Genomic DNA, 25,090 nt, shown 5'->3' with positions numbered 1-25,090 from the left:
TGCACTCGATTTTAGCTTTGTTGGTTGTTTGCTTCATCTTTAATTTCTGACCGGAAGGATTCAATGCTTTCCCGACGGCGCTCGTTCTTCGCCTCAATTTCCTGGCGTTGTGTCTCACTATCAGTAAGGGCTAATGATTCCTCAGCTGCTTCAATATTATTCTCCGTATTTTGAATCATCGCTTGAAGCTTTTCGACGTTATCACTGCGGTCATCTGGATTCGGTTTGTTATTATAGGCCATTGTATTTCCTCCTAGGGTGTAATTGGTACAGATATAGTTTGTTACCGACTGAAAAAAATAAACAAGAATTTTTCGGAAAGGCTGTGTTAAACTTGTCTGTTGATTTCCGTTCCAGGCACTTCGCTCTCCGCGGGCGTTGCGGGGAGCCTCCTCGGTGCTTTCAGCACCTGCGGGGTCTGCCCCGTACTCCCGCAGGAGTCTTCGCGCCTTCCACTCCAATCAACAGAGTCCCAAAATCAATATTAATCTTTAACAAAGCCTATAAAAAAAGACTCGCTGGCTTTCACCAGTCAAGTCTTAAATTCATTGTTATTCACCTTTTGTTTGTATTACTTGGGCATGCTCGCCTGAAGTATCATTCATTTTCTTTCCTTTATTCCCGCTAAAGCCACGTGGCTGTGTTCCAACGTGATCTGGTTGAAAACGTTTCGTTTGATATTTTTTACCCATGTCATGATCCCTCCTTATTTACATTTTGTCCTAAAGGAAGGAAAACATGATTGGTAAACTTTTTTAGTTATTCTGCTTTACCGAGACGTTTTTCTTCTAAGCGCTGTTCAATTTTTTCCATCGCAGCGCGATCTTTTAATAGTTGTGTTTTATTTTCAGATACTAGCTCTGCAAATGAGCGTTTTCTAGGTTTTCTCATCGGTATCACCGTCCTTAGTTTCTATTCTAACAGTTATTATGCCCGGAAACGGTTGCAATTATTACAACTTTTTGAAAATTTTAAAGAAAAAGCATTCAATAAAAAAACATTGGAAACATTCCAATGTTTTTTAGTCTATTTTAGTTTGTTTGTAAAATCTTTCATATCATCAAGTTTCATTTCACCTATATATTTATTCTGAATGTTTCCTTTACTATCAATAAAATACGTAGTTGGTATGGATAGGACTTGATAAGTTTCATTTACTTTATCTTCTGCATCAAGAAGAATAGGAAAAGTAATTTTATTTTCATCCACAAAACCATGGACATCTAATTGCGGATCGATGTTAACGGCTAAAATGACAACATCCTTTGGCATCTGTTTTGAAAATTGCTCCATTGCCGGCATTTCTGCCTTACAAGGAGGACACCAGGTTGCCCAAAAGTTCAGCATCACTTTTTTGCCTTTTAAATTAGACAGTTTTATCTTTTCTCCGGTTAATGTTTTCAGTTCAAAATCAGGTGCCTTTGCTCCAACAGCGAGACCTTCTTGACTTGCTGTGGTTTGACTTTTCGTTTCGGGAGTTTCTGAAGTTTTATCCATGGCTTGAACAATCGCGACTGTAAGTAAGGAAACTAGTATTACGGTTGCAATTACTTTTTTTATCATTCCCGAATCCTCCTTTACTTCATAATCTGCTACATTGATTTTACACTATAATCTTAGGTGAAACCAAATCAGGATATGCCGAAACTGTGACAATTTACAAAAAACAAACTCTTCCGCTTTTAGGATTCAAAGAGTTTCACTAGTTCTTCCTGGTAATTTCCTTTTATTAACCCCTTTTCAGTGATGATTGCGGTAACAAGCTCATTTGGTGTGACATCGAAGGCAGGGTTAAACACTTTCACACCTTCAGGGGCGGTTCTTTTACCAAAGCCATCAGTAATTTCGGATGCGTCTCTTTCCTCGATCGGGATATCGGCCCCAGTTTTTGTATCCAAATCAATCGTGGAGATCGGTGCTGCCACGTAGAAAGGTATATTATGGGCTTTTGCTAATAAGGCAACTCCATATGTCCCAATTTTGTTTGCTACATCACCATTGGCTGCAACGCGATCGCAACCGACAATTACTGCTTGCACCCAGCCTTTTTGCATAACCATCGCGGCCATATTGTCCGTAATGAGCGTGACATCTATGCCAGCCTGCATTAGTTCCCATGCCGTTAATCTCGCTCCTTGTAGCAGTGGTCTTGTTTCATCAGCAAAAACTTTGATATCCCAGCCCTTTTCTTTTGCTAAATAAAGTGGTGCTAAGGCTGTTCCATATCTCGCAGTAGCGATCCCGCCCGCATTGCAATGTGTTAGAATCCCCATGCCGTCCTCTAAAAGGTTTAATGCATGCTCTCCGATTGTCCGGCATACTTCTTCATCTTCAATACGAATGTTATGGGCTTCTTCTTCCAATGCTTCTTTGATTTGATTAATCGGTAATTCCTTCTCTTTAAGTGCTCGTTCATTCATTCGTTTCAAAGCCCAAAACAAGTTGACGGCTGTTGGTCGTGATGAGGCCAAGTAATCTGATTGCTTTTTTAAATGTCCATAAAAATCTTCAAAAGAGCTTTCTGGTGCATCTTTAATTCCAAGCACTAAGCCATAAGCTGCAGCTATGCCAATTGCCGGCGCTCCACGAACTTTAAGTTGTTTAATGGCATCCCAGGCATCTTCAATTTTTTTGGTTTCGAGAAATTCTGTAATGTTCGGTATTTTGGTTTGATCGAGTATTTTTAGAACTCCGTTTTCATAGGAAACGGATTGTAAGTATGTGTTTTCCATTTAAAGCATCCCTTCTACTTTATGTAAATTCTTGTTAAGTTTTTAGAATCATTCCTGCAACTTCACCCAATGTAATTTTATCAATATCGGAGACATATGCAATACTTTCATTTTTTTATTTGTCCCTTTGATAAGTTAACTAAATTGTGAGAAAATTTGTTAAAATAGAAGTATGAATGAATGGAGGGATATTTTTGAAGATACTTGTTTTAGGTGGAAGCCGCTTTTTAGGAAAAACATTCGTAGAAGAAGCTTTAAAACGAAATCATGAAGTCACGATATTTAATCGTGGAATTCAAAGTCCCGGAATTAAGGATATCGAAGTTCTCTATGGAAATCGATTTGGAAATTTGAAAGCGCTTCAAAATCGCTATTGGGATGCTGTACTTGATACAAGCGGGTTTATCCCCTATACAGTCCAGAACACAACAAACTTATTAAGAGACCAAGTCCAGCATTATACATTTATCTCGAGTATTTCTGTCTACCAAGATTGGATTCAGGAGAATTTGGATGAAAACTACCCCGTCTTGGAAATGACAATGGAGGAAGCTAATCAGCTTTCGATGGATGCCGACGGACCCATCTATCAATATTACGGACATTTTAAGGCTTTATGTGAACAAATAGCCGAGAAAAATATGCCGGGGCGTGTGTTGAATATACGTGCAGGTCAATTAATTGGGCCAAATGATTATACGGACCGTGTCCCCTATTGGGTGAATAGAATCGCAAAAGGCGGCAAGGTACTGGTCCCTGGAAATCCAAACCGACGGGTTCAAATGATTGACAACCAAGATCTGGCTAATTGGATCCTTGATATGGAAGAAAAACATTCCTCTGGAACGTTTAATGCAACGGGTCCGGATTATCCATTAACGATAAAAGAGTTTGTCGATACATGTATTAAAGTGACAGGTTCAGATGCAGATGTGGTTTGGGCAGAGGAACAATTTCTTCTGGATCAGAAAGTAGCCCCATGGACGGAAATGCCGCTTTGGGTACCCGAGAATTATCCATTGTCACCTGAGTCTGTGGAGCCATGGAAAGGTGCATTCTCTATCAATGTTGATAAAGCTATCCATAGCGGTCTTTCATTTAGGCCTCTTGAAGATAGTATCACTGATATTTATGAGTGGGAGAAAACCCGCCAATTGACTGAGGATGAGTGGAATGCTGGGATACGGGCGGATAAAGAGAAAGAACTTCTAAATTTATTGGCTAATAATTGATTGGTTATTTGCTGTCTTGATGAGAATGAAAAAAGGTCCTCATTAGATACGAATGAGGACCTTTTATTCATACTGTTCAATATCATTTTAGCCCATTAGTTTTCGTTTTTGCTTAAGTAAGTCATTAAATTCTTTGTCTAACTCAGTATATCTAGGGTCTTTTAGATCCATAAACGATAACTCACCTAAGACAGATGAAATCTTGTTTTCAATTATTAGTAGGGCTTCTTTTAAGGCATCCCCTTTGTTTACATCTTGATTTAAATATTCATCAGGTTTCATCTCAATCCGTCGAATTTGCTGGTCTTCAAATACAAGCACCCTGTCACAAAGCTTATTAAGGAAGTAATAGTCATGAGAAACGGTAATAATTGTCCCAGTAAAGTCTGCTAACGTATTTTCCAGCTGCTCTCTACTCGGTAAGTCTAGATGATTGGTTGGCTCGTCGAGAATGAGAACATCATACTCTTTCATTAGCATGTCAACGAGTTTTACTCTCGTTCGTTCCCCCAAACTCAATGTCTTGATTGGCTTAGTGATTAGGGCCTCATTTAAGCCTACATTGGCAAATAGAGTTCTTGCTTTCAAAATACTCTCACGATCTGTGAACCCTAGTGCTTCAATTGCTGTTTTCTCTGCAGCCAAATCATCAACATCTTGGCTTAAATACGCAATTTCTACCGAGTCACTGCTCCACAAATCCCCATTGGAATACCCCTCTTGGCCTAACATCATTTTTATTAATGTCGTTTTACCGCAGCCATTTTCACCCAATAATCCTAGGCGATCACCATAATTAATATAGAAATTGGATTTTTGAAAAAGTGTTCTATTTTCGAAGGATTTGGCCAAGTTCTTAGCCTCGACAATTCGCTTGCCTCTCTTCCCTTGCGTGTCAAACTGAAACCTTATTTGAACTTCATCTAATGGCTTTTCAAGCTTATTTTTTTCCAACTCATTTTGCAGTCGTTTCATTTTTGACTTTACTTGATTGTCTGTTTTTTTAGCCTTTACCCGATGATATTCCTTAATCCCATTTTGTCTTTTGCTTGGTCCTTTCCCCTTTTTTGTAGATTCTCGATGAGCTTTTTCGGACCAGGTTTTTAATTGAGTAATTTGTGTTTCCACTTCTTTTATTTTTTGCTGCTGGACATCGTATTGGTGCCTCATATTTTCTATTCTTTGCTGCTTCTCTTTTCGATAATCACTATAGTTTCCATTGTAAAAATTAATTTTGCTATTTTCTAATTCAAAAATTCTAGTAACCGTTTTATCTAAGAAATGTCGATCATGAGAGATAATTAGGACGGGGCCCCGGAACTTCTCTAATTCAGAAACCAACCACTTGATCCCTTTATAATCTAAATGGTTCGTTGGTTCATCCAAAATTAAAAAGTCCGGTTTTGAAGCCCAAACCATTGCTAATGCCAACTTTAACTTTTCCCCGCCACTTAAATGTCCTAAACGCTCATCTTCCCAGTTATAAACCTTCGTGAGACCTAACATGCTCGCATGCTCGAGCAAGTGATTTTTGGTATTTCCTGATAAAGACTGCTGAAAATCACTAACCTGATAATCAATGGATTGGGAAAGATAGCCGATCGTTAAATCTTTTGATTTTTCTACGATACCTTTATCTGGTGCCATTTTCCCAAAAATGATATTTGCCAATGTGGTTTTTCCAGTTCCGTTATAGCCGACAAGCCCAATCCGTTCCCCATTCTTTATTTCAAATTGAATACGATCCAATACCTTCCTTAAATGAAAACTTTTTTCGATGTCGATTACTTTTAATACAGTCTGTTGATTTGTAAGCATAAAAAAACTCCCTTCACCTGAACCTGAAGAGAGAATTATGTCGTAGATATGTCGTTAATGACACTACAAATAAACCTGTACAAAGGGTTTTGTTGTAGTGGCATTTATACGATATGGACATAAAAAAGGACAGACTAATCCTATTCTTCAGGTTCAACATTTTTCGTTATTCGAATCATGTCTGAAAAATAAGATTATAATTTCATCGGCCCTTAATCATTCCTTTTCGTTTGTTAGTTAAATTTTATTAAAAAATGATAATGATTGTCAATCCTTTCAATAAAAAAACACCATGCCACTTGGCATGGTGTTCTCCATATTAAGCTTGTAATTTTTCACGAAGAACCATTGGAAGAATTCCACCGTGACGGTAGTAATCAATTTCAACTTCGGAGTCAAAACGAACAAGAACTTCAAATTCTTTCTTGTTACCAGCTTCGTCAGTTGCTGTTACTTTTAGAAGATCACGTGGTTTTACATCTTCGCCTACTTGTACATCAATGGTTTCTTTACCAGTTAAACCAAGTGTTTCAGCGCTTTCGCCATCTTTAAATTGAAGTGGAAGCACACCCATTAACACAAGGTTTGAACGGTGAATACGTTCGAAGCTTTCAGCAAGAACTGTTTTAATACCTAAAAGGTTAGTTCCTTTCGCAGCCCAGTCACGTGAAGAGCCCATTCCGTAATCTTTACCAGCAAGAACAATTAATCCAGTGCCGTTTTCCTTGTACTTCATGCAAGCATCATAGATAGATGTAACTTCGCCTGTTGGCCAGTAGGTAGTTACTCCACCTTCTGTACCTGGTGCGATTTGGTTACGAATACGAATGTTTGCGAATGTTCCGCGCATCATTACTTCGTGGTTACCACGACGAGAGCCGTAAGAGTTAAAGTCACGAATCGCAACGCCTTTTTCAAGCAGATATTTCCCTGCTGGAGTATTTTTACCAATAGCTCCTGCTGGTGAAATATGGTCAGTTGTTACAGAATCACCAAACTTACCTACAACACGAAGTCCTGTTAATGGTTCAACAGTACCTGGTTCTGGTGATAAGCCTTCAAAGAACGGAGGATTTGCAATGTAAGTTGAATCTTCATCCCAAGTATATAATGGCTCATTGCTTGTTTTGATCTCGTTCCAACGCTCGTTGTCACCAAACACGTTCGCATATTCGCTGCGGAATAATTCAGGAGTAACCGTGCGTTTAACTACATCATTAACTTCAGCAGTTGATGGCCAAATATCCTTGAAGAATACATCGTTTCCATCTTTATCTTTACCAATTGCTTCAGAAGCGAAGTCGATGTTTACAGTACCAGCAAGGGCGTAAGCAACAACTAATGGTGGTGAAGCAAGGTAGTTTGCTTTAACAAGCGGATGAATACGGCCTTCGAAGTTACGGTTACCAGAAAGTACTGATGTAACTAATAGATCGTTTTCAGCGATTGTTTTTTCAATTTCCTCTTTTAATGGACCGGAGTTACCGATACATGTGGTACAGCCGTAACCAACTAGGTTGAAGCCGATTTGCTCTAGGTATGGAAGTAAGCCAGAATCACGAAGATATCCAGTTACAACTTTAGAGCCTGGGGCTAAAGAAGTTTTTACGAATTTTGGAACTTCCATTCCTAATTCAACAGCTTTCTTTGCAACCAGTCCAGCACCTACTAGTACGTACGGGTTAGATGTGTTTGTACAGCTTGTGATTGATGCAATTGCAACTGCACCAGTTTTAATAGTAGTTTCGTCGCCATTGTTAAATTTAACTGTAGCGGACTTATCAAGTTCATCTGCTTGTAAGCCAAAGCCTTGGTTTCCTTGTGGTGCAGAAACAGCTTTTACGAATTCTTCTTTCATTTTTGAAAGTGGAAGTAAATCTTGTGGGCGCTTAGGACCAGAAAGATTTGCTTCAATTTCAGTAAGGTCGATTTCAACTACATTGGTGTAAACTGGCTCAAATGAAGGATCAAAGAATAAGCCATTAGCTTTGCAGTATTGTTCAACCACATTAATTTGATCTTCTTCACGGCCTGTTAAGCGTAAATATGCAAGTGATTCATCATCAATTGGGAAGAAACCGCATGTTGCACCGTATTCAGGAGCCATGTTTGCAATTGTTGCACGGTCAGCAAGTGGGAGTACAGATACACCAGGACCGAAGAATTCAACGAATTTACCAACTACACCCTTACTGCGAAGAACTTGTGTTACTTTTAATGCTAAGTCTGTTGCAGTTGCTCCATTTGGAAGTTCGCCTGTTAACTTAACACCAACAACTTCAGGTACTGGGAAGTATGAAGGCTGTCCTAACATGCCAGCTTCAGCTTCAATACCGCCAACGCCCCAGCCTAGAACACCAATACCATTAATCATTGTTGTATGTGAGTCTGTTCCAACTAATGTATCTGGATATGCTTCTAATTCACCATCAACTTCAGCCACGTGAACAACATCAGCCAAGTATTCAAGGTTTACTTGGTGAACGATACCTGTTGCAGGCGGAACGGCACGATAGTTGTTGAATGATTTTTGTGCCCAGCTAAGGAACTGGTAACGCTCAGCATTACGTTCAAATTCTAAATCCATATTCACTCGTAAAGAATCACTAGATCCATACGCATCAACTTGTACAGAGTGATCAATAACAAGGTCTACAGTTTTTTCTGGATTAATTTTGTCTGGGTCCCCGCCTAGGTCAGCCATTGCTTTTCTTAGTGAAGCAAGGTCGACTACTGCTGGAACTCCTGTGAAGTCTTGAAGGATTACACGTGAAGGCTTGAATGGAACATCCACCTCTTTAAGCTCAGCAGTTCCCCATTTAGCTAAGTTTTCAACGTGCTCTTTTGCGATTACGCGGCCATCATATTGGCGAAGTACAGATTCAAGTAAAACTTTTACTGAGTAAGGCAATTTAGAAACGTTGCCGATTCCTGCCTCTTCAAGTGCACTTAGACGGTAATAGTGATAACGTTTACCATTGGCTTCAAAAGAAGCTCGTGCGTTAAATACATCGTTTTTAACCATGTGTTAAAAACCCCCTCATTCGTCATAATTCACCAAAATAAATGAAAAGTCGAAAAGTTTGAATTTTCCCATCCGTCTTAACTTTTCTCACAATTCTTATCTTAATACAACCAAATTCATAAGTAAATAACAAGAAAGTTATTGTGATTGATAAGTTTTTCTTATGTTTTTTTATGTATTTTGTTCTGAAAATTCAAAAAACATCATCTGTGCTAATGTAGATGTAGGTAGGGAAAAAACGAAATTTTCACTATTATTATCTCAAAAAAACTTTTCTTTGTCATTATTTTTGCTATGCAGGAAATAGTAATGTTGTAGGAGGTGATTACAATGGTGAAACGAAAGTCTAATCATGTAATTCCAGGGATGAATGCTGCTAAAGGCCAAGGAAAAGGTGCCGGCTTTAATGAGGAATTTGCCAGTGAACCTGAATTAACTGCCAAAGAAAGAATGAATAACAAAAAACGGAAAAAGAATCAATAACAGAAAGCAGGCGATATCCCGCCTGCTTTTCTTATTCCACTTGATTGACTTCTGATACCATGGTTGATAAATCCTGTTGGAAACGCTCTAACTGTGCCCGTTGATGTTCTGATGCTACTTCCATGGCATTTGAAATCTGCTGGTATGCTTCATTTACTTCATCTTTCAGATGTTTCAGTTGATGACCGTAACTTGCACTATCACTCACGATGGTCTCATATAGTCCTTGGGCATTCTCATACCCTTGCTGTGCTGCTTGAAATGCTTGTTGTTTATCTTTGTTGTAAGGAAACTTTTGCATTTGCTTCATTCACTCCTTCATTTTGTTTACCGTTAAATTGCACAGAACTACAAAAAATATACGGTATAAAAGGACTTAATGACTGCATCCTAACATATAGGAGGGATGAAAAATGAACAAAAACGATGGCAAAGACATGAGAAAAAACGCACCAAAACAATCCGGTCAGCCTGAGCCGTTAAGTGGTTCTAAAAAGGTAAAAAATCGCAACCATACAAGAGCGAAACATAATTCTCATCATGATATGTAGAATGGCATAGAGTTTTGAGGTGCATTTCTGAACTTTTTAACTGAAAGAACAAATATAAGACGGATAAAGTCGCCATATTGGCGACTTTACTTTACCAAGGAAGATGAAAACCAAAATCCCTTGATTAACCAGAGAAAATGGTCATTATAAAGGCGATGAAGACCAGATCCCCTTAATATGCAAGAGAAATGGTCATCATAAAGGTGATGAAGACCAGATCCCCTTGATATGCGGGAGAAAATGGTCATCATAAAGGTGATGAAGACCAGATCCCCTTGATATGCGAGAGAAAATGGTCATCATAAAGGCGATGAAGACCAGATCCCCTTGATACGCGGGAGAAAATGGTCATCATAAAGGTGATGAAGACCAAATCCCCTTGATATGCGAGAGAAAATGGTCATCATAAAGGCGATGAAGACCAAATCCCCTTGTTTAACCAGAGAAAAAGGTCTTCATTAACGTGAAAACGAACAGCTCTACTAATATAAAGCTGGATTTATTCCTATTATTATTCACTAGCGTTAATTAAAGCTTGCAATACCTGCTCCTCTTCTTCAGGCGTCACTGTTCGTAAATCAATGATAAATTCATCTTTTTGGATCCGACCGACAATAGCCGGCTTCGCTTCTGTGCGAAGTTTCCTTCCAAGCTGTTCCGCAGTCAGAGTACAATGTTTCAAAGCGATAACCATAGTTGGGAGCTCCACATCAGGCATCGTTCCCCCACCCACTTGACTGGTTGCCTCAGTAACTTTTGTAACATACTTTCCAGTGTTGTGTAATAAATTTGTAACAAAAGACTTTGATCTAACGTCTAATTCTTCAAGTGGTACTAATAAATCTCGAAGCGTTGGAATATTTACCATTCCAGTTTCACCGCGGGCATATTCAATTAATGTTCCTTCTAATGCAGCTAACGTCATTTTGTCGACACGCAGTACGCGTGCCAACTGGTGTTTTTTCAAGCGGTCAATGATTTCTTTTTTACCGGCAATAATCCCTGCCTGTGGTCCGCCAAGGAGCTTGTCTCCACTAAAAGATACAACATCTGCGCCTAATCCAATGACCTCTTTTACGACAGGTTCCTCACCAATTCCGTGTTTCCTGAAATCGTATAACGCACCACTTCCGAGATCTTCATAAAAAATGACATCTTCCAATCGTTTCGTAAGATTAACAAGTTCTTCTGTTTCGACCGTTTTGGTAAAACCAATCACTTTAAAATTACTCGTATGAACTTTCATGACAATCGCTGTGTCTGGGCTGACTGCTTTTTCATAATCAAATAGATGCGTTTTATTAGTGGTGCCAATTTCAGTTAACTTTGCTCCACTTTCTTCCATAATCGAAGAAATTCGAAACGAGCCGCCAATTTCAACAAGTTGTCCCCTTGAAACTATGACTTCTTTTTGAGCAGCCAGGGCTCTTAAGACAAGAAAAACAGCAGACGCATTATTATTAACCACCATGGCTGCTTCAGCCCCAGTGATTTCTTTAATTAAGGCTTCAACATGACTATGTCGTGAGCCTCTTTCGCCTTCTGATAACTTGTACTCAAGGTTGGAATAGTTCCTTGCTGTCTCAATCACATGGTTGATTGCGTTTTCGCTCAATCTAGCCCTTCCTAAATTCGTATGTAAAATCGTTCCTGTTGCATTAATGACTTTTTCAATAGTATAAGAATACTGTTTCTTTATATTTGATTCGAGGATAGAAAATAGGTCGTCAAGAAAATCGTTGGTCCCTGGTCTCGCACCTGGCCAATTATCGTAAAGAATTGCCCCCCGAATGCTTTCAATGACATCTTTAAGTTGTTTAGTCAAATTTATTTGATCCAACTGACTTCCTTTAAGCAGATTCAAAAACCTCTGATGATTTTGAAGTTCATGGACAGCTGGGATGAAGCGTAGCCACTCTTTCAAGATAAAAACTCCTTTAACAATTGTGCTTTTTCTATAATATATACCTACTTTTGAGCCTGTCCAATGATGATACTAAGGAAAGGGGCGCTTCGGCATTACAATTATAGCATATCATTTTCACATTTTTATCCCTTATGAATAAAATGAAACGAGCAAGGGGGATTAAATATGTCAAAAAAGAAACAACCGAAAAATGAAAGCTTTGACTTTGAAGATGTAGAAAAATGGCTGGAAGAATATTTTCTCGATCCACTTACATCTTATTGTGATGCTACCCAATTTCAAATCGATCTGTATGAGACAGAGAAGGAATGGATTGTCGAGGCCATCTTAAATGAATTTGAAACTTCTGAAATAAAGGTATATATAGAAGGAGATAAATTAGTGATATCTGCGTCTAAATACCCCCCTTCCATGAATAAACAGATGCGTGTACGGACCATCAACTTTCCGTTTCAAGTCGTAAATCAGACAGTTTATGCAACTTTTAGTAATGGAATATTAGAAGTTGTAATTTCAAAAACAGATAGATGTGTAGGAAAAAATAGATACATTACCCTGCCATAAATTCATTATTGTGGTATTATTTTTTGCACATCAGTTGACATAATATTATTATAAATAATAAAGTAGCCCTCTAATCCGTTTGGACCAGAGGGCTGCTTTTTATTTTTTGGAAATGATTTCAATCATTTCGTCTGTATCCGGGAATACGCCTGTTTCAAGCTTGGAATAGATCTTCTCCCCATTCACAGTCACTTCAAATGCGCCGCCTGAACTTGGAATTAGTTCTAACTTTTGAATATCCCTAAAAAAATGATTAAATAGCTCTTCCGCGAAACTCGCGGCTTTAGGTGCGTAGTTTCATTGCATGCAAAATTCTACAATGATATGGTAATTCTTCATAAAAATAACCTCCATCAAAAGTGAGTTTACTACATCAGGATAGTGTTAATATTTTAACCTATTCTCTCTTTCACTACAAATTTTTTGTCTATTCGTGCGGATTTACAGGGAAAGAGTTATACTATAAAAATGGAGGTGGACACGTTGAGTGAACATGATAAAATACGCTTGACCTCTTTGTCAACAAAAGCTGGTTGAGGCTGCAAAATTGGTCCTGAGGACCTGGCGCAAGTTTTGCGTCATTTACCGAAACAAGAACCTGTTCCAGAATTATTAGTGGGACTTGATACATCTGATGATGCTGGGGTTTATCAATTAACTGACTCCATCGCGCTAATTCAGACCGTAGATTACTTTACCCCTATTGTGGATGACCCTTATATGTTTGGACAAATCACCGCTGCAAACGCATTAAGTGATGTTTATGCGATGGGCGGAGAACCCAAAACAGTCTTGAATATCGTCGGCTTCCCGATTAAAAAATTGGGTGCTGAAATGCTTTCAGATATATTGCGTGGCGCTGCTGATAAAGTAAAGGAAGCCGGAGCGATTACCGTGGGCGGCCATTCTATTGATGACCAAGAACCTAAATTTGGATTATCGGTAACTGGAATCGTCCACCCAGATAAAGTGTGGAAAAATGTCGGGGCCGAGCCAGGTGACGTCCTTGTGTTGACTAAACCTATCGGTGTCGGAATCATCACAACTGGTATAAAAAGAAGCGTGGTAACGCCGGAACAGGAACAAATTGTGACTGAAACCATGGCAGCGCTAAATAAGGTAGCAGCTGAAGAGTTATCAGATTTTCACCCTCATGCTGTCACAGATATAACGGGATTTGGACTCCTAGGTCACGGAAGTGAAATGGCACGCGGTAGTAATGTCAGTTTTGAGTTTTCACTTTCACAAGTTCCTGTATTAGAAGGTGCCCTAGAATTAGCTAAAAATGGTGTAGTTCCCGGTGGTTCGAAGGCAAATCATAAATGGTTAGCGGATGATGTTGTCTATGAGGAAATCCTACCTGAAGAACAGCTTCTCCTATGCGATGCGATTACTTCCGGCGGTTTATTTGTTGCTCTCAGTGAACCGGAAGCCGCTGAGTATGTGGAGAAACTTCGAGCTAGTGGACTAGCATATGCTTCGATTGTAGGAAGAGTTACGGAGAAAAAGGAAAAATATATTTATGTGAAAAGATAACAGCGAAGCCCTGTGGGTTCGCTGTTTCTTTTTTACTTGGCTCTGTTAAACTTGCCTGTTGATTTCCGCTCCAATCAACAAGGTGCCAAAATATACAATAAGTTTTAACATAGTCTTTACTAAAAAAAGATATCCCGAACCATTTCGGCTCGGGATTATTAAGATTATACCTTCTGACGTAGTTTTTCCACCATGTCCTTTGTCATTTTATCCAAATCAAATGCGTATTTAAAGCCCCATTCCTCTTTTGCTGCTGTAGCATCAATAGAATTCGGCCAACTTTCTGCTATTTTTTGACGGTCAGGATCTACTTTATACGAAATTTCAAATCCAGGTACAAACTTAGCGATGGAAGCAGCAATTTCCTCTGGATCAAAGCTCATTGCCGTAACATTAAAAGCATTGCGATGGATTAATTTAGAGGAATCGGCCTCCATTAGGTCAACAATCGCATTCAAGGCATCTGGCATATACATCATATCCATATACGTACCTTTATCAATATAAGAAGTGTATTTTCCATTTTTGACCGCTTCATAGTAAATTTCAACCGCATAATCAGTGGTTCCGCCGCCAGGAAGTGCGACATAGGAAATTAATCCAGGAAAACGTAAGCCGCGGGTATCGACTCCGAATTTATGGAAATAGTAGTCAGACAATAATTCCCCAGCCACTTTATTGACCCCGTACATCGTAGTTGGTCGCATAATTGTATCTTGGGGGGTGTTGTCTTTAGGAGTTGAAGGCCCAAAAGCGCCAATCGAACTAGGTGTGAAAAATTGTGCTTTTAGTTCCTTTGCCGTTTCAAGTCCATTCATCAGCCCGCCCATGTTTAAATTCCATGCAAATACCGGTTTTGCTTCCGCAGTGGCTGATAATAATGCGGCTAAGTGCATAACCGTATCAACATTGTATTTTTTAGCAACTTCCACCATTCGGTTTAAATCTGTTACATCAATAGTCTCAAATGGGCCGCTTTGAGCAGCTTCACTATCATTCTTTTTGATATCTGTCGCAATAACGTTATCCGCTCCATAAATGTCTCGCAGCTTTAAAGTTAATTCTGATCCAATCTGCCCTAAAGCACCTGTGATTAAAATACGCTTCATCGTCGTTCCCCGTCCTCTTCACTTAGGTTAAAAAATGTAGTTATATTTTTAGATAACACCCATTTCCTTACCGACTTTTTCATATATTGCAATCGCACGATCGAGCAATTCTTTTGAATGTGCTGCTGTTGGCATGTTACGAACACGTCCGGTCCCTTTTGGTACAGTTGGGAAAACAATGGCCTTTGCATAAACCCCTTCTTCATTCAGACGTTTGCTGAATTGTTGAGTAAGTGCTTCATCGCCAATAATACAAGGTGTGATCGGTGTTTCGCTGTTACCAATATTAAAACCTAACTCTTTTAAACCTTTTTTAAGGTAATTGCCATTCTCCCAAAGCTTCTCGTTAAGTTCCGTGCTTTCCATTAGGATTTCAATCGACTTCTTGCTAGCTGCCACATCTGCAGGAGTTAGCGAAGTTGAAAATAGAAATGGGCGGCTGCGAACTTTTAACCAATCTATAAGATTCTTCTTACCCGCCACATATCCGCCAACTACACCAATTGCTTTGGATAATGTGCCAATTTGAAAATCAATTTTATCAGAAAGACCAAAATGTTTGACAGTCCCTGCTCCGTCACCAAGTACACCTGATCCATGGGCATCGTCAACATAGGTGATTAAGTCAAATTCTTCAGCAATCTTAACGATTTCGGGAAGCAGAGCAATATCGCCATCCATGGAGAAGACGCCATCGGTGATCACCATAATCTTATTGTAAAGACCTGACTCTTTTGCTCCTTTTGCCTTTGCACGTAAATCTTCCATATCTGAGTGATTAACACGGATGATTTTTGCTTTTGAAAGACGACAGCCGTCAATAATCGATGCATGGTTTAATTCATCCGATAGAATCGCATCATTCTTATCCATAACGGCGGAAATGGCTGCCATGTTGCAATTAAATCCAGATTGATAGGCAATCGCTGCTTCAGTATGTTTAAATTCAGCCAATTTTTCTTCGAGTTCCACATGCAGCTTGAGTGTTCCGTTGATCGTACGGACGGCCCCTGCACCAACACCGTAGGTTTCAATAGCCCCTTCTGCAGCTTTTTTCAAACGTTCATCGGTTGCTAAACCTAAATAGTTATTAGAAGAAAGATTAACAAGTTCTCTTCCATTTATTGTGATAACAGGACCATTCGGGCTTTCTAGTGGATCAATGACATTGTATAGGCCTTTTCCCTTTAAATCCTCAAGATTTTCATTTAAAAATTGCTCCAAAATATGACTAGACATTATTTATACCCCCTAATTATTTGAACCTTTAATGTCAATTGCGGAAAAACAGTTGTCCGTTTCAGGTGGACGTTAATTTGCTGTTAAATAGCGGTATTAAAGGATTCCTAATGTATACTTTAACATAATTTTTTAAAGTTGTTCATATATAGTGGACAAAAAAGAAAAATATTTTTTATATCCTTATAGAGTACCCAAATCAAAATAATGTTATTTCTTAAGATAATTCACTAAACATTAACTTAAAAATAGATTCCATTTCCGTTATAATGGTTTCTTAAAGAAGTAGATGCTCTCGATTGCTTTTAAGAAAGGATGTCAACCTTGTCATTTTTATATTCTGTCTTGTACACACTTATCCTTGGTGCTGTATTTATATTTTTGTTTATCTTCGCCTACGATCTCCTTTATGGTGAAAAACAAGAAAAGCAAACCAAGAAACTACATAAATATTTTCAAAAAGAGACCATTAAGAAAATTGACGAACTCGAACGCCAACCTCGGAATTTTACCATGTATCAAGTGACAACCAATAATGGAGTTCAAAAGATTAAAATGAAACCAGGTTATAAGGTGATTAGAATCGTCTCAAAGGAGAAAAGGAAGAAGTAGTTGACCTTCGCTTTGGTCCTCAACCAGTAGGCTGATTTGTATGTGATTACTAATATTCCAATCAAATATCCACAAAATTTGAACTAAAAAACGCTCAGCCAAATGGCGCTGAGCGTTTTTTACTTTTCATTTAATTTGTATTAATTTACTGACACGGAACTAAATTTTCCTGCATTCCGATTGAGATTTTGTAATGCCTCTTTGTATTCGATTTCTAAACTTCTAATTATTTCGGACACTGATTCAATTTTATTGATGGCCCCGACACCATGGCCGGCTGACCATATATCGCGCCATGCTTTCGCATTTGTTTCCCTTTGCATACTATCAAAGTTAACCTGATCTTTTTTGACCAGAGTCCCTGGGTCCAATCCTGCCTTTTTAATACTTGGTACCAGCATATTACACATGACGCCTGAGAAAGCATCAGTTAATAGGATATCTTCTTGCGTGGATTCGACGAGCATTTCACGATACTCATCATTAGCCATACTTTCGGTAGCCACGATAAACCTTGTTCCCATATAGGCAAGGTCTGCTCCAGCAGCTTGTGCAGCTAAAATCCCCTTGCCTGTAGAGATAGAACCTGCTAGGACAATAATGCCATCCCAGAAGTTGCGAACCATATCCACAAAGGCAAAGTTGTTAATTTGTCCAGCATGACCTCCTGCTCCGCTAGCTACTAAAATCAGGCCATCGACACCAGCTTCTGCCGCTTTTTTAGCAAATTTCAAATCACTAACGTCTGAGAATACGAGCCCGCCATATTCATGCACAATATCAACCACTAATTTCGGACTTCCTAAAGAGGTAATCACTAATTGCGGCTGATGTTTTTTAATCAATTCAAGTTCTTCCTGCAGGCGGCCGTAGGAACTATGTACAACCATATTCATCGCCCACGGTGCAATCTTTCGGTTAGGTTCGAGGGTCCGTGCCTCATCCAACTCTGCATTTAATTGACCCATCCATTGATCAAGAACTTCAATTGGCCTTGCATTTGGAGCGGGAAAAGAACCAATTACCCCATTCAGACAACAATTTTTTACAAGTTCGGTGCCTGACACCAAAAACATCGGAGCTGAAATGGCTGGTAATTTCATTTGATTCCACCAGGAATCTGGAATTGATTTCCTCATTTTGCTCACTCACCCTTTATATTAGAATTTTCAGAATAAATTTTCTCTTTAATAGTAACTGAAAATGAATGGTTATTCAATCTTTGTGTTAGTGTTTTATTTAAACTAAATAAAGCGTTTTCACCACACGAACGATGAGTAAAAAAAAACTTATAATGTTCGCTTTTTGCAAAAAACCTATTGATTTCCCCTTTTTATGTGCTTTATAATGTGAATAAATTCATATTCGTTTCACTCATATAATCGCGGGGATATGGCCCGCAAGTTTCTACCAGATTGCCGATAACAGTCTGACTATGAGTGAGTAGTGGGAAGATCTCCTCTTTTTAAGATGCGTACTACTTCCATTCCTTTTGGACTTATAGCCCAAAGGTCATTACTTCACTCAATTATTTTATGGTGAGGCTATGACTTTTGGGCTTTTATTTTTTTATAAGGAGTTATCAATCATGAGATTACTAGAAGAGAAAATTAGTGCGGATGGAAAGGTTTTATCGGATCATGTGTTAAAAGTCGATTCGTTTTTAAACCATCAAATCGACCCGCAACTAATGCTGGAAATTGGAAAAGAGTTTGCTAGATTATTTGCAGATGATGGTATTACCAAGATTGTAACAATTGAATCTTCAGGCATAGCCCCTGCCGTTATGGCCGGTTTATATTTAAACGTTCCAGTCGTATTCGCACGGAAAAGAAAATCGTTGACGTTAGTCGATGATTTACTTACAGCGTCAGTCCATTCATTTACAAAAAATGAAACAAACGAAATTTCAGTTTCCAACAAATACTTGAATGAAAGTGATCGCGTCCTCATCATTGATGATTTCTTAGCTAATGGAGAAGCTGCACTTGGTTTAGTAAAAATAGTTCAACAAAGCGGTGCGAACGTTGCTGGAATTGGCATTGTCATCGAAAAATCATTTCAGCATGGTGCTCAAAAATTGAAAGACTTAGGTTTAAGAGTTGAATCCTTAGCGAGGGTTGCCTCACTTTCAAACGGAGAAGTGACATTTATCAATGAAAATGTGGAGGAATTAATCTAATGAAACAACATCCATTAAAAATTACCTCACTTGGAATTCAACATGTATTAGCCATGTATGCGGGAGCGGTCATCGTTCCACTCATTGTTGGAGGAGCACTTAAATTTTCAGGAGAACAATTAACCTATTTAGTATCGATTGATATCTTAATGTGCGGGATTGCAACCATTTTACAAGTTTGGAAGAATCGCTTTTTTGGTATTGGCTTACCGATTGTCCTTGGTTGTACCTTTACAGCAGTTGGACCAATGATTGCTATTGGCGGACAGTTTGGGATTTCTGCTATCTACGGTTCAATTCTTATTTCTGGACTCATAGTCATTGCAATTTCTCAATTCTTTGGAAAGTTAATTAAGTTCTTTCCACCTGTTGTTACTGGCTCTGTTGTAACTATTATTGGGATTACGCTTATCCCTGTTGCGATGAATAACATCGCTGGTGGTCAAGGAAGCCCTGATTTTGGCAGCCTTTCAAATATCAGCTTAGCTTTCGGAACGTTGCTATTTATTATCTTGCTTTACCGTTTTACAAAGGGTTTTATTCGTTCCATTTCCATCTTACTTGGATTAATTGGCGGTACATTAGCTGCAACTTTAATGGGGAAAGTGAACTTTTCAGCAGTAGCTGACGCTTCATGGTTCCACATGGTGAAGCCATTTTACTTTGGAACACCTACCTTTGAATGGACTCCAATCCTTACGATGACTCTTGTTGCCATTGTGAGCATGGTAGAATCAACTGGTGTTTATTTCGCCCTAAGTGATATCACTGGGAAAAAATTAACGGAGAAGGATTTATCTAGAGGTTATCGTGCGGAAGGTCTCGCCTCTATCATAGGTGCCGTGTTTAATGCATTTCCTTATACTACCTACTCTCAAAATGTAGGCTTGGTCCAACTCTCAGGAGTAAAAAGTAATAACGTCATTTATGCAATGGGCGGAATGTTAGTATTTCTTGGGTTTATTCCGAAAATCGCGGCATTCACGACCGTTATTCCAACACCCGTACTTGGCGGTGCCATGGTGGCGATGTTTGGAATGGTCATTGCCTATGGAATTAAAATGCTCGGAAACGTAGATTTTTCATCACAAGAAAATTTATTAATTATTGCATGTTCTGTCGGGATGGGTATGGGCGTAACGGCCGTACCGGATATGTTTGCCCACCTGCCAGAAGGAGTAAAAATCCTTACTAGCAGCGGGATTGTTACAGGAAGTCTAACTGCTATATTTTTAAATATTGTTCTAAATGTAACAAAGTCAAAAAAGCAAATGCAGGAAGTAAATGAAGTAAATAATCAAATTGCCTCTTAATAATAGAAAAATAATGTTAAAGGACGATACTAAAAAAGGTATCGTCCTTTCTTTTTTACTCCCCCTATTTAAATGATCATAAAAAAGCGCGGAAAATTAGCAAAAAACGATGCTATTTAAAGCATCGCCTTAATCATTTCCAACAGCTCTGTTATGTTTCTTTTTGTTGTGGAATTTAATCTTGATCTTGTAGTTATTTTTGTTTTTTTATCATCACTTTCAGAATCTGAATTTGTATTTGTGATCGTTATTGGACTAATACACACAGCACCACCAAAGTTTACAATCCCTCCAGAAATGGTACCAATTGATATTCCCTCTTGATTGATGGCCAAACTATTCACCTCTTCCCCTCTTTTTACTATTATATGGACAAGGTTAATCATTTGTTTAAACATCTTCATAAAAAAATACAGCAAAAAGAAAAGAGTCGCGAATGCAGCTCATTAAGTATTCATTCCTGTACTTTTGAAGAGTTATAAGCATTTTTTTCTAATTTGCAAATCCACTTATAATATCCTAATAAAATAAGTAGTAAAATCGGATCAAGAATGGCAGCATACCAAATTTCCCACCATCCATAATGGAAGAAGCCCCACGGAGCAGGCAGCAAGGTGATCGCTTCATAAATCAAAATCACAATGACAAAAATGATAATATAAAACGCCTTCTTTATTATTTTTGATTTAAAGGGATACCAATTTAAAAAAATCATATTTGCTGCGGGCACTAAAAATATATGTGGAAGCAATCCCTCCCAATCAATTTCCTTATCAAAATACCAGTATCCATGGTATTTGAATTCAACCATAACATCAAACAATACTTGGAAAGCGATAGTGAATGTCCAAATATGGACAATTTGATTACTAGTTAGACTTTTATTTTTCTTAAAAGCAAAATAATTAAATGAAATAATGGCAATTAGTAATCCAATCATATCTAATTCCTTTTTCTTAATATTTTGCCCAGATCATTAGGCATATTATTCAATGTAAAAAATTCACGAATCCATTATTAGAGAAATCACTATTTCCAACAAAATTTAATGTTTATTTCTACTAAAGAATCTAGTTGAATCTTTAGAAATCAAAAGTGCGGAATGTCGAAGAATGGTCACAATTATCAGTTTAAGAAATATTTCACACCCCTGCTTTTTTGCATGGGTTTTTCTTGATATCACTTGGTTTACCTTGTATTTCTGTTTGTTTGTCTTATCGGAAAAACCGATTATTAATGATAGTTTAAATCGATTTAATGAATTTATTAAAAATAAACATTTAAGTATAATTCTAAAAGTACAGAGAATCTATTTAAAAACTAAGGTGGAATTATTGTGAAAAAATGGCTTTCAGCTCTTATTCTTGTTATGATTGTATTTTCGTTAGCAGCTTGTGGACAAAGTAATGAAAAAACAAGTGAAGGAAAGAAAGAAACGACAACAAAAGAAGTGTTTAAGATTGGGGCCATCCCTGACCAAAATGCTGCAGATTTAGATAAAGGTATGACTGCTGTTGCGGAGTATCTTAGCGAAAAGACGGGAATGAAAGTGGAATTTGTACCGTCAGTTGATTACGCAGCACTTGTAACTGGTTTCCAACGAGGTGAAATTCATATGGCTTGGTTTGGCGGTTTAACAAGTGTACAGGCTAGAAACCTTGTTCCTGACGCTGAGTCAATTGTTCAACGACCTCGTGACGCTGAGTTTCATTCTGTCTTTATTACCCAGTCTTCTGAAAATATCTCTAAGCTAGAAGATCTAAAAGGCAAATCTTTTACATTTGGCAGCGAAAGTTCCACTTCCGGCCACTTAATGCCACGGTACTTTTTATCAGAAGCTGGAATCGATGCCAATACAGATTTTGATGGCAAGCCAAACTTCTCTGGTTCACATGATACGACATATAAGTTAATTGAATCAGGTGCCTTTAAAGCAGGCGCATTAAATGAGGCCGTTTGGGAAGCAGCTGTAAAAGAAGGCAAAGTGGATACGAAAAAAGTAAAAGTTTTCTATACCACTCCTGCTTACTATGACTATAACTGGACGATCAATAGCAATGTCGAAGATGTCTTTGGTAAAGGAACAAAACAAAAAGTTAAAGATGCCCTTTTATCCATTACTGGAGACCAAAAGGAAATTGCGGATTTATTCCAAACTGACAGCTTTGTCGAAACAAAAAACGACAATTATAAAAAGATTGAACAAGTAGCGAAAGAGTTACAGATTATTAAGTAGTAGGTGTCGAAAGAATGTCTTCAAAAACAATGATTGAAGCAAAAAATATATCGAAACATTTTGAGGGGAAGATAGCCTTATCTTCCCTTTCTTTTTCTATTTTGCAAGGTGAATTGGTCGCATTAATTGGTCCAAGCGGAGCGGGTAAAACCACATTATTAAATTCCATTGCCGGACTCGTGCCAATTCAAAACGGGGAACTACTGATCGATAGCGAACCAATATCATCCTATAAAAAAGGCAAGATTTTTGCTAAAAAAGTTGGCGTTATTCGCCAACAATTTGATTTAATTGGGTCCATTGCCGTCATTCATAATGTCTTGGCAGGACGTTTAGCTGATTGGGGTGTTTTAAAATCCCTCTTCTCGTTACTCGTACCTCGAGAAAAAGAAATTGCTCAAAAAGCACTGGAAAGAGTTGGCCTTTCAGATAAGATATTTGAAATAACGTCCACTTTATCTGGAGGAGAACAACAGCGTGTCGCAATGGCAAGATTAATGGTGCAAAAACCGGAAGTGATCCTAGCCGATGAGCCCGTAGCCTCCCTTGACCCGGCACGGGCGGAAGATGTTTTAGCCATGCTGATCAAAATCGTTTCAGAGCAAAAACAAACATTAATCGCGAGTTTACATTCCGTCGAATACGCTCGTAAATATTTTACTAGGATCATCGCCCTTAAAAATGGAGAAATCCTTTTTGATTTACCGACTGATAAAGTAACAGATGATTTGTTAGCAGAACTTTATCGGTTAAAGGAGCAAGGCTAAGATGTTGGGACGAAAATCAGTTTTCGAAATGTATCATCGCCCCCTTCTCACGTTACTTTTGGCAGCTGTATTCGTGTGGAGCTTGTTTTCAATACAATGGAACTCCGATCTATTCCATGCTGGTGGAATACCAACGCTGTTGCAAATATTTGAAGGGCTCATTCAACCGGACCTGTCTGCTGAGGTACTAATGAAGGGACTTGAATCTGCTTGGATAACGCTAGCATATGCGGTTGCCGGAATGTTACTTGCCATTATTTATGCACTAATAGTCGGTGTTCTTGCCTCTGGAACGTTAACCTCAAGCAGAGTTGCCCGGTTAACATCTAAACTATTTTTTAGGGGAATATTAGGGTTCACGCGTTCAATTCATGAGTTAATATGGGCTTGGCTTTTCGTTGCTGCCGTAGGTCTGTCCCCTTATGCAGCTATATTAGCCCTAGCAATTCCATACGGAGGAATCCTTGGCCGAATTTTTGCAGACATGTTAAATGATGTTCCTGAGCAGCCAATTACAGCATTAAAATCAGCGGGAGCATCCAAACTGCAAATACTCTTTTATGGCTATTTTCCCTTGGTTTGGGCCGACATGATCAGTTATACGATGTACCGCTTTGAATGTGCGATTCGGTCCTCTGCCATTATGAGTTTTGTTGGACTCGGTGGTCTAGGCTACCAAATTCAATTATCACTTGCTGATTTGAAATACGATCAAGTCTGGTCATATGTTTTTTGTCTCATTGCACTTGTCATATTCGTAGATATTTGGAGTAATTTCGTTCGTAAAGGATTAATAGAGCGGAAACGCCGAAAGGGATTCAGTCCTGGTTGGCTATCTCTTCTCTTCACCTTACTTTTAGTGATTTGTTCATGGGGATTTATCACAGTTGCTGAGAATGCTCAATTATTTGAATTATTGTCTGATAAAAACATTGAATATGCGAAAAAGTTCTTCAGTGGTCTGATCGGATTAAATGATACTAACCCTGCTTTCTTCAACGCTGGCAGTTGGGCCGCCGCTCTGAAACTCACGCTTGAAACATTGGAAATGAGTATTATGGCGATTGGGTTTGCGACCATCGCTGCCTTCTTAACGGTGATACCAGCAGCAAGAAATATAGCTAATGGGGGGTTAACTTCTTCAAAGAAGTGGTATAACTGGATTCTTTATGGAATTGTCCGGATCATTTATATCTTCTCCCGTTCTGTCCCTGAGTTAGTTTGGGCAATGATGATTATTTTTATTTTTAAACCAGGGTTATTGCCTGGGGCGATTGCTCTGGCACTCCACAACTTCGGGATACTCGGTAAACTCTGGGCTGAAGTGATTGAGGATATGGACCCGCGGCCAATAAGGAATTTAGCATCTGCAGGTGCATCGAAAATTCAGATTTTTTTCTACGGTATTCTGCCCACGGTGTTACCGCGATTTCTCACTTATATTCTTTATCGCTGGGAAGTCATTATGAGAACAACCATTGTTGTTGGTTTTGTTGGTGCGGGTGGTCTTGGAATGGAGTTTAAGCTGGCAATGAGTTATTTCCACTATACAGAGATTACCTTGTTACTAATTTGTTATATGATTCTAGTCATTATTGCTGACTTTACATCAGAAAGTACTAGAAAGGCAGTGAAATAAGAGAAACACCGTTCCGGGGATGGAATGGTGTTTTTTTTTGCATTAAACACATTTCCGTTTCCGAGGCTGGTTTGACGGTAAGTCATTTATCGGGATGCTATCATTTGCTAGCAATTAGCTTAGGT

26 protein-coding genes and 1 riboswitch are annotated in these 25,090 nt (G+C 38.6%); of the genes, 11 read left to right on the top strand and 15 right to left on the bottom strand.

The genetic code is table 11. From position 1 onward, the window contains the following. Positions 1–11: 11 nt before the first annotated feature. From tlp to mtnA, 5 genes are all read right to left on the bottom strand, one after another. Positions 12–242 carry a small acid-soluble spore protein Tlp gene (gene tlp / locus FS608_RS04460; RefSeq protein WP_026567324.1) on the bottom strand — a complete coding sequence of 77 codons (231 nt, stop codon included), beginning with the start codon at positions 240–242 and terminating at the stop codon, positions 12–14. A gap of 309 nt (positions 243–551) precedes the next feature. After that, a complete protein-coding gene (locus FS608_RS04455; RefSeq protein ID WP_026567323.1) occupies positions 552–692 on the bottom strand; it encodes an acid-soluble spore protein N in 141 nt (46 codons plus the stop codon). 67 nt (positions 693–759) lie between these two features. Beyond that, complete coding sequence (locus FS608_RS04450; protein WP_026567322.1) at positions 760–891, bottom strand: FbpB family small basic protein; 132 nt, start codon at positions 889–891, stop codon at positions 760–762. Between the two features lie 135 nt (positions 892–1,026). Beyond that, the gene (locus FS608_RS04445; protein WP_144548074.1) at positions 1,027–1,563 is read right to left on the bottom strand and encodes a redoxin domain-containing protein; all 537 of its coding nucleotides are present in this window, start codon (positions 1,561–1,563) and stop codon (positions 1,027–1,029) included. A 119-nt stretch (positions 1,564–1,682) separates the two neighbouring features. Further along, a complete protein-coding gene (mtnA, locus tag FS608_RS04440; RefSeq protein WP_144548073.1) occupies positions 1,683–2,732 on the bottom strand; it encodes an S-methyl-5-thioribose-1-phosphate isomerase in 1,050 nt (349 codons plus the stop codon). Positions 2,733–2,926: 194 nt separating this feature from the next. Between mtnA and FS608_RS04435 the strand changes: the two genes are divergently transcribed. Continuing rightward, on the top strand, positions 2,927–3,964 hold the full coding sequence (locus tag FS608_RS04435) for an NAD-dependent epimerase/dehydratase family protein (protein ID WP_144548072.1): 1,038 nt from the start codon (positions 2,927–2,929) through the stop codon (positions 3,962–3,964). Positions 3,965–4,051: 87 nt separating this feature from the next. Here the strand turns inward: FS608_RS04435 and abc-f are convergent, their stop codons facing one another. Together abc-f and acnA are read right to left on the bottom strand one after the other, a co-directional pair. After that, positions 4,052–5,782: a ribosomal protection-like ABC-F family protein gene (gene abc-f / locus FS608_RS04430; protein WP_144548071.1), complete on the bottom strand. Its 1,731-nt coding sequence runs from the start codon at positions 5,780–5,782 to the stop codon at positions 4,052–4,054. A gap of 319 nt (positions 5,783–6,101) precedes the next feature. Beyond that, positions 6,102–8,807, bottom strand: coding sequence for an aconitate hydratase AcnA (gene acnA, locus FS608_RS04425; protein ID WP_144548070.1), 2,706 nt, complete (start codon positions 8,805–8,807; stop codon positions 6,102–6,104). A gap of 330 nt (positions 8,808–9,137) precedes the next feature. Between acnA and sspO the strand changes: the two genes are divergently transcribed. Then, positions 9,138–9,290, top strand: a complete 153-nt coding sequence (gene sspO / locus FS608_RS04420; protein WP_098532148.1) for a small acid-soluble spore protein O — start codon at positions 9,138–9,140, stop codon at positions 9,288–9,290. Positions 9,291–9,321: 31 nt separating this feature from the next. Here the strand turns inward: sspO and FS608_RS04415 are convergent, their stop codons facing one another. Continuing rightward, on the bottom strand, positions 9,322–9,591 hold the full coding sequence (locus FS608_RS04415) for a hypothetical protein (RefSeq protein ID WP_144548069.1): 270 nt from the start codon (positions 9,589–9,591) through the stop codon (positions 9,322–9,324). 112 nt (positions 9,592–9,703) lie between these two features. Between FS608_RS04415 and FS608_RS04410 the strand changes: the two genes are divergently transcribed. Beyond that, a complete protein-coding gene (locus FS608_RS04410) occupies positions 9,704–9,841 on the top strand; it encodes a small acid-soluble spore protein P (RefSeq protein ID WP_144548068.1) in 138 nt (45 codons plus the stop codon). A gap of 511 nt (positions 9,842–10,352) precedes the next feature. Here FS608_RS04410 and selA read toward each other — a convergent pair. Then, positions 10,353–11,765, bottom strand: coding sequence for an L-seryl-tRNA(Sec) selenium transferase (gene selA / locus FS608_RS04405; protein ID WP_144548067.1), 1,413 nt, complete (start codon positions 11,763–11,765; stop codon positions 10,353–10,355). Positions 11,766–11,933: 168 nt separating this feature from the next. Here selA and FS608_RS04400 point away from each other — a divergent pair, with 168 nt between their 5' ends. Further along, entirely contained in the window at positions 11,934–12,332 is a 399-nt protein-coding gene (locus FS608_RS04400) for an Hsp20/alpha crystallin family protein (protein WP_144548066.1), read from the top strand. A 99-nt stretch (positions 12,333–12,431) separates the two neighbouring features. Here FS608_RS04400 and FS608_RS30070 read toward each other — a convergent pair whose 3' ends face one another. Further along, positions 12,432–12,671 (bottom strand): Rdx family protein, encoded by a 240-nt coding sequence (locus FS608_RS30070; RefSeq protein WP_349632544.1) that lies wholly within the window; start codon positions 12,669–12,671, stop codon positions 12,432–12,434. Positions 12,672–12,800: 129 nt separating this feature from the next. Here FS608_RS30070 and selD point away from each other — a divergent pair, with 129 nt between their 5' ends. Next, positions 12,801–13,868, top strand: coding sequence for a selenide, water dikinase SelD (selD, locus tag FS608_RS04390; RefSeq protein WP_395947456.1), 1,068 nt, complete (start codon positions 12,801–12,803; stop codon positions 13,866–13,868). Positions 13,869–14,032: 164 nt separating this feature from the next. On the opposite strand, the gene FS608_RS04385 is transcribed toward selD, so the two are convergent. Both FS608_RS04385 and FS608_RS04380 read right to left on the bottom strand, forming a co-directional pair. Continuing rightward, positions 14,033–14,977 carry an L-threonine 3-dehydrogenase gene (locus FS608_RS04385; protein ID WP_144548064.1) on the bottom strand — a complete coding sequence of 315 codons (945 nt, stop codon included), beginning with the start codon at positions 14,975–14,977 and terminating at the stop codon, positions 14,033–14,035. A gap of 48 nt (positions 14,978–15,025) precedes the next feature. Then, positions 15,026–16,216, bottom strand: a complete 1,191-nt coding sequence (locus FS608_RS04380; RefSeq protein WP_144548063.1) for a glycine C-acetyltransferase — start codon at positions 16,214–16,216, stop codon at positions 15,026–15,028. Positions 16,217–16,540: 324 nt separating this feature from the next. On the opposite strand from FS608_RS04380, the gene FS608_RS04375 reads away from it, so the two are divergent. Beyond that, the gene (locus tag FS608_RS04375) at positions 16,541–16,828 is read left to right on the top strand and encodes a hypothetical protein (RefSeq protein WP_144548062.1); all 288 of its coding nucleotides are present in this window, start codon (positions 16,541–16,543) and stop codon (positions 16,826–16,828) included. A 140-nt stretch (positions 16,829–16,968) separates the two neighbouring features. Here FS608_RS04375 and FS608_RS04370 read toward each other — a convergent pair whose 3' ends face one another. Beyond that, positions 16,969–17,967, bottom strand: a complete 999-nt coding sequence (locus FS608_RS04370) for an NAD(P)H-dependent flavin oxidoreductase (protein WP_144548061.1) — start codon at positions 17,965–17,967, stop codon at positions 16,969–16,971. A gap of 215 nt (positions 17,968–18,182) precedes the next feature. Further along, a riboswitch (purine riboswitch) is annotated at positions 18,183–18,284 on the top strand. 132 nt (positions 18,285–18,416) lie between these two features. Here FS608_RS04370 and FS608_RS04365 point away from each other — a divergent pair. Together FS608_RS04365 and FS608_RS04360 are read left to right on the top strand one after the other, a co-directional pair. After that, positions 18,417–19,010: a xanthine phosphoribosyltransferase gene (locus tag FS608_RS04365; protein ID WP_144548060.1), complete on the top strand. Its 594-nt coding sequence runs from the start codon at positions 18,417–18,419 to the stop codon at positions 19,008–19,010. Next, complete coding sequence (locus FS608_RS04360) at positions 19,010–20,323, top strand: nucleobase:cation symporter-2 family protein (protein WP_144548059.1); 1,314 nt, start codon at positions 19,010–19,012, stop codon at positions 20,321–20,323. The genes FS608_RS04365 and FS608_RS04360 overlap by 1 nt, the downstream gene beginning before the upstream one ends. Positions 20,324–20,439: 116 nt before the next feature. Here the strand turns inward: FS608_RS04360 and FS608_RS04355 are convergent, their stop codons facing one another. After that, positions 20,440–20,721, bottom strand: a complete 282-nt coding sequence (locus tag FS608_RS04355; RefSeq protein WP_144548058.1) for a hypothetical protein — start codon at positions 20,719–20,721, stop codon at positions 20,440–20,442. A gap of 56 nt (positions 20,722–20,777) precedes the next feature. Then, complete coding sequence (locus FS608_RS04350; RefSeq protein ID WP_144548057.1) at positions 20,778–21,263, bottom strand: hypothetical protein; 486 nt, start codon at positions 21,261–21,263, stop codon at positions 20,778–20,780. A gap of 396 nt (positions 21,264–21,659) precedes the next feature. Here FS608_RS04350 and FS608_RS04345 point away from each other — a divergent pair, with 396 nt between their 5' ends. The 3 genes from FS608_RS04345 to FS608_RS04335 are packed head-to-tail and all read left to right on the top strand — an operon-like array spanning position 21,660 to position 24,965. After that, positions 21,660–22,559, top strand: coding sequence for a putative selenate ABC transporter substrate-binding protein (locus FS608_RS04345; RefSeq protein ID WP_144548056.1), 900 nt, complete (start codon positions 21,660–21,662; stop codon positions 22,557–22,559). A gap of 14 nt (positions 22,560–22,573) precedes the next feature. Continuing rightward, positions 22,574–23,326, top strand: a complete 753-nt coding sequence (locus FS608_RS04340) for a phosphonate ABC transporter ATP-binding protein (RefSeq protein ID WP_144548055.1) — start codon at positions 22,574–22,576, stop codon at positions 23,324–23,326. A gap of 1 nt (position 23,327) precedes the next feature. Beyond that, the gene (locus tag FS608_RS04335) at positions 23,328–24,965 is read left to right on the top strand and encodes a PhnE/PtxC family ABC transporter permease (protein ID WP_144548054.1); all 1,638 of its coding nucleotides are present in this window, start codon (positions 23,328–23,330) and stop codon (positions 24,963–24,965) included. The last annotated feature ends 125 nt before the right edge of the window (positions 24,966–25,090 follow it).

The sequence above is a fragment of the Bacillus sp. X1(2014) genome (assembly GCF_007678255.1).
The sequence above is the reverse complement of the archived record's forward strand: the minus strand, read 5'-3'. Positions and strand labels throughout refer to the sequence as shown.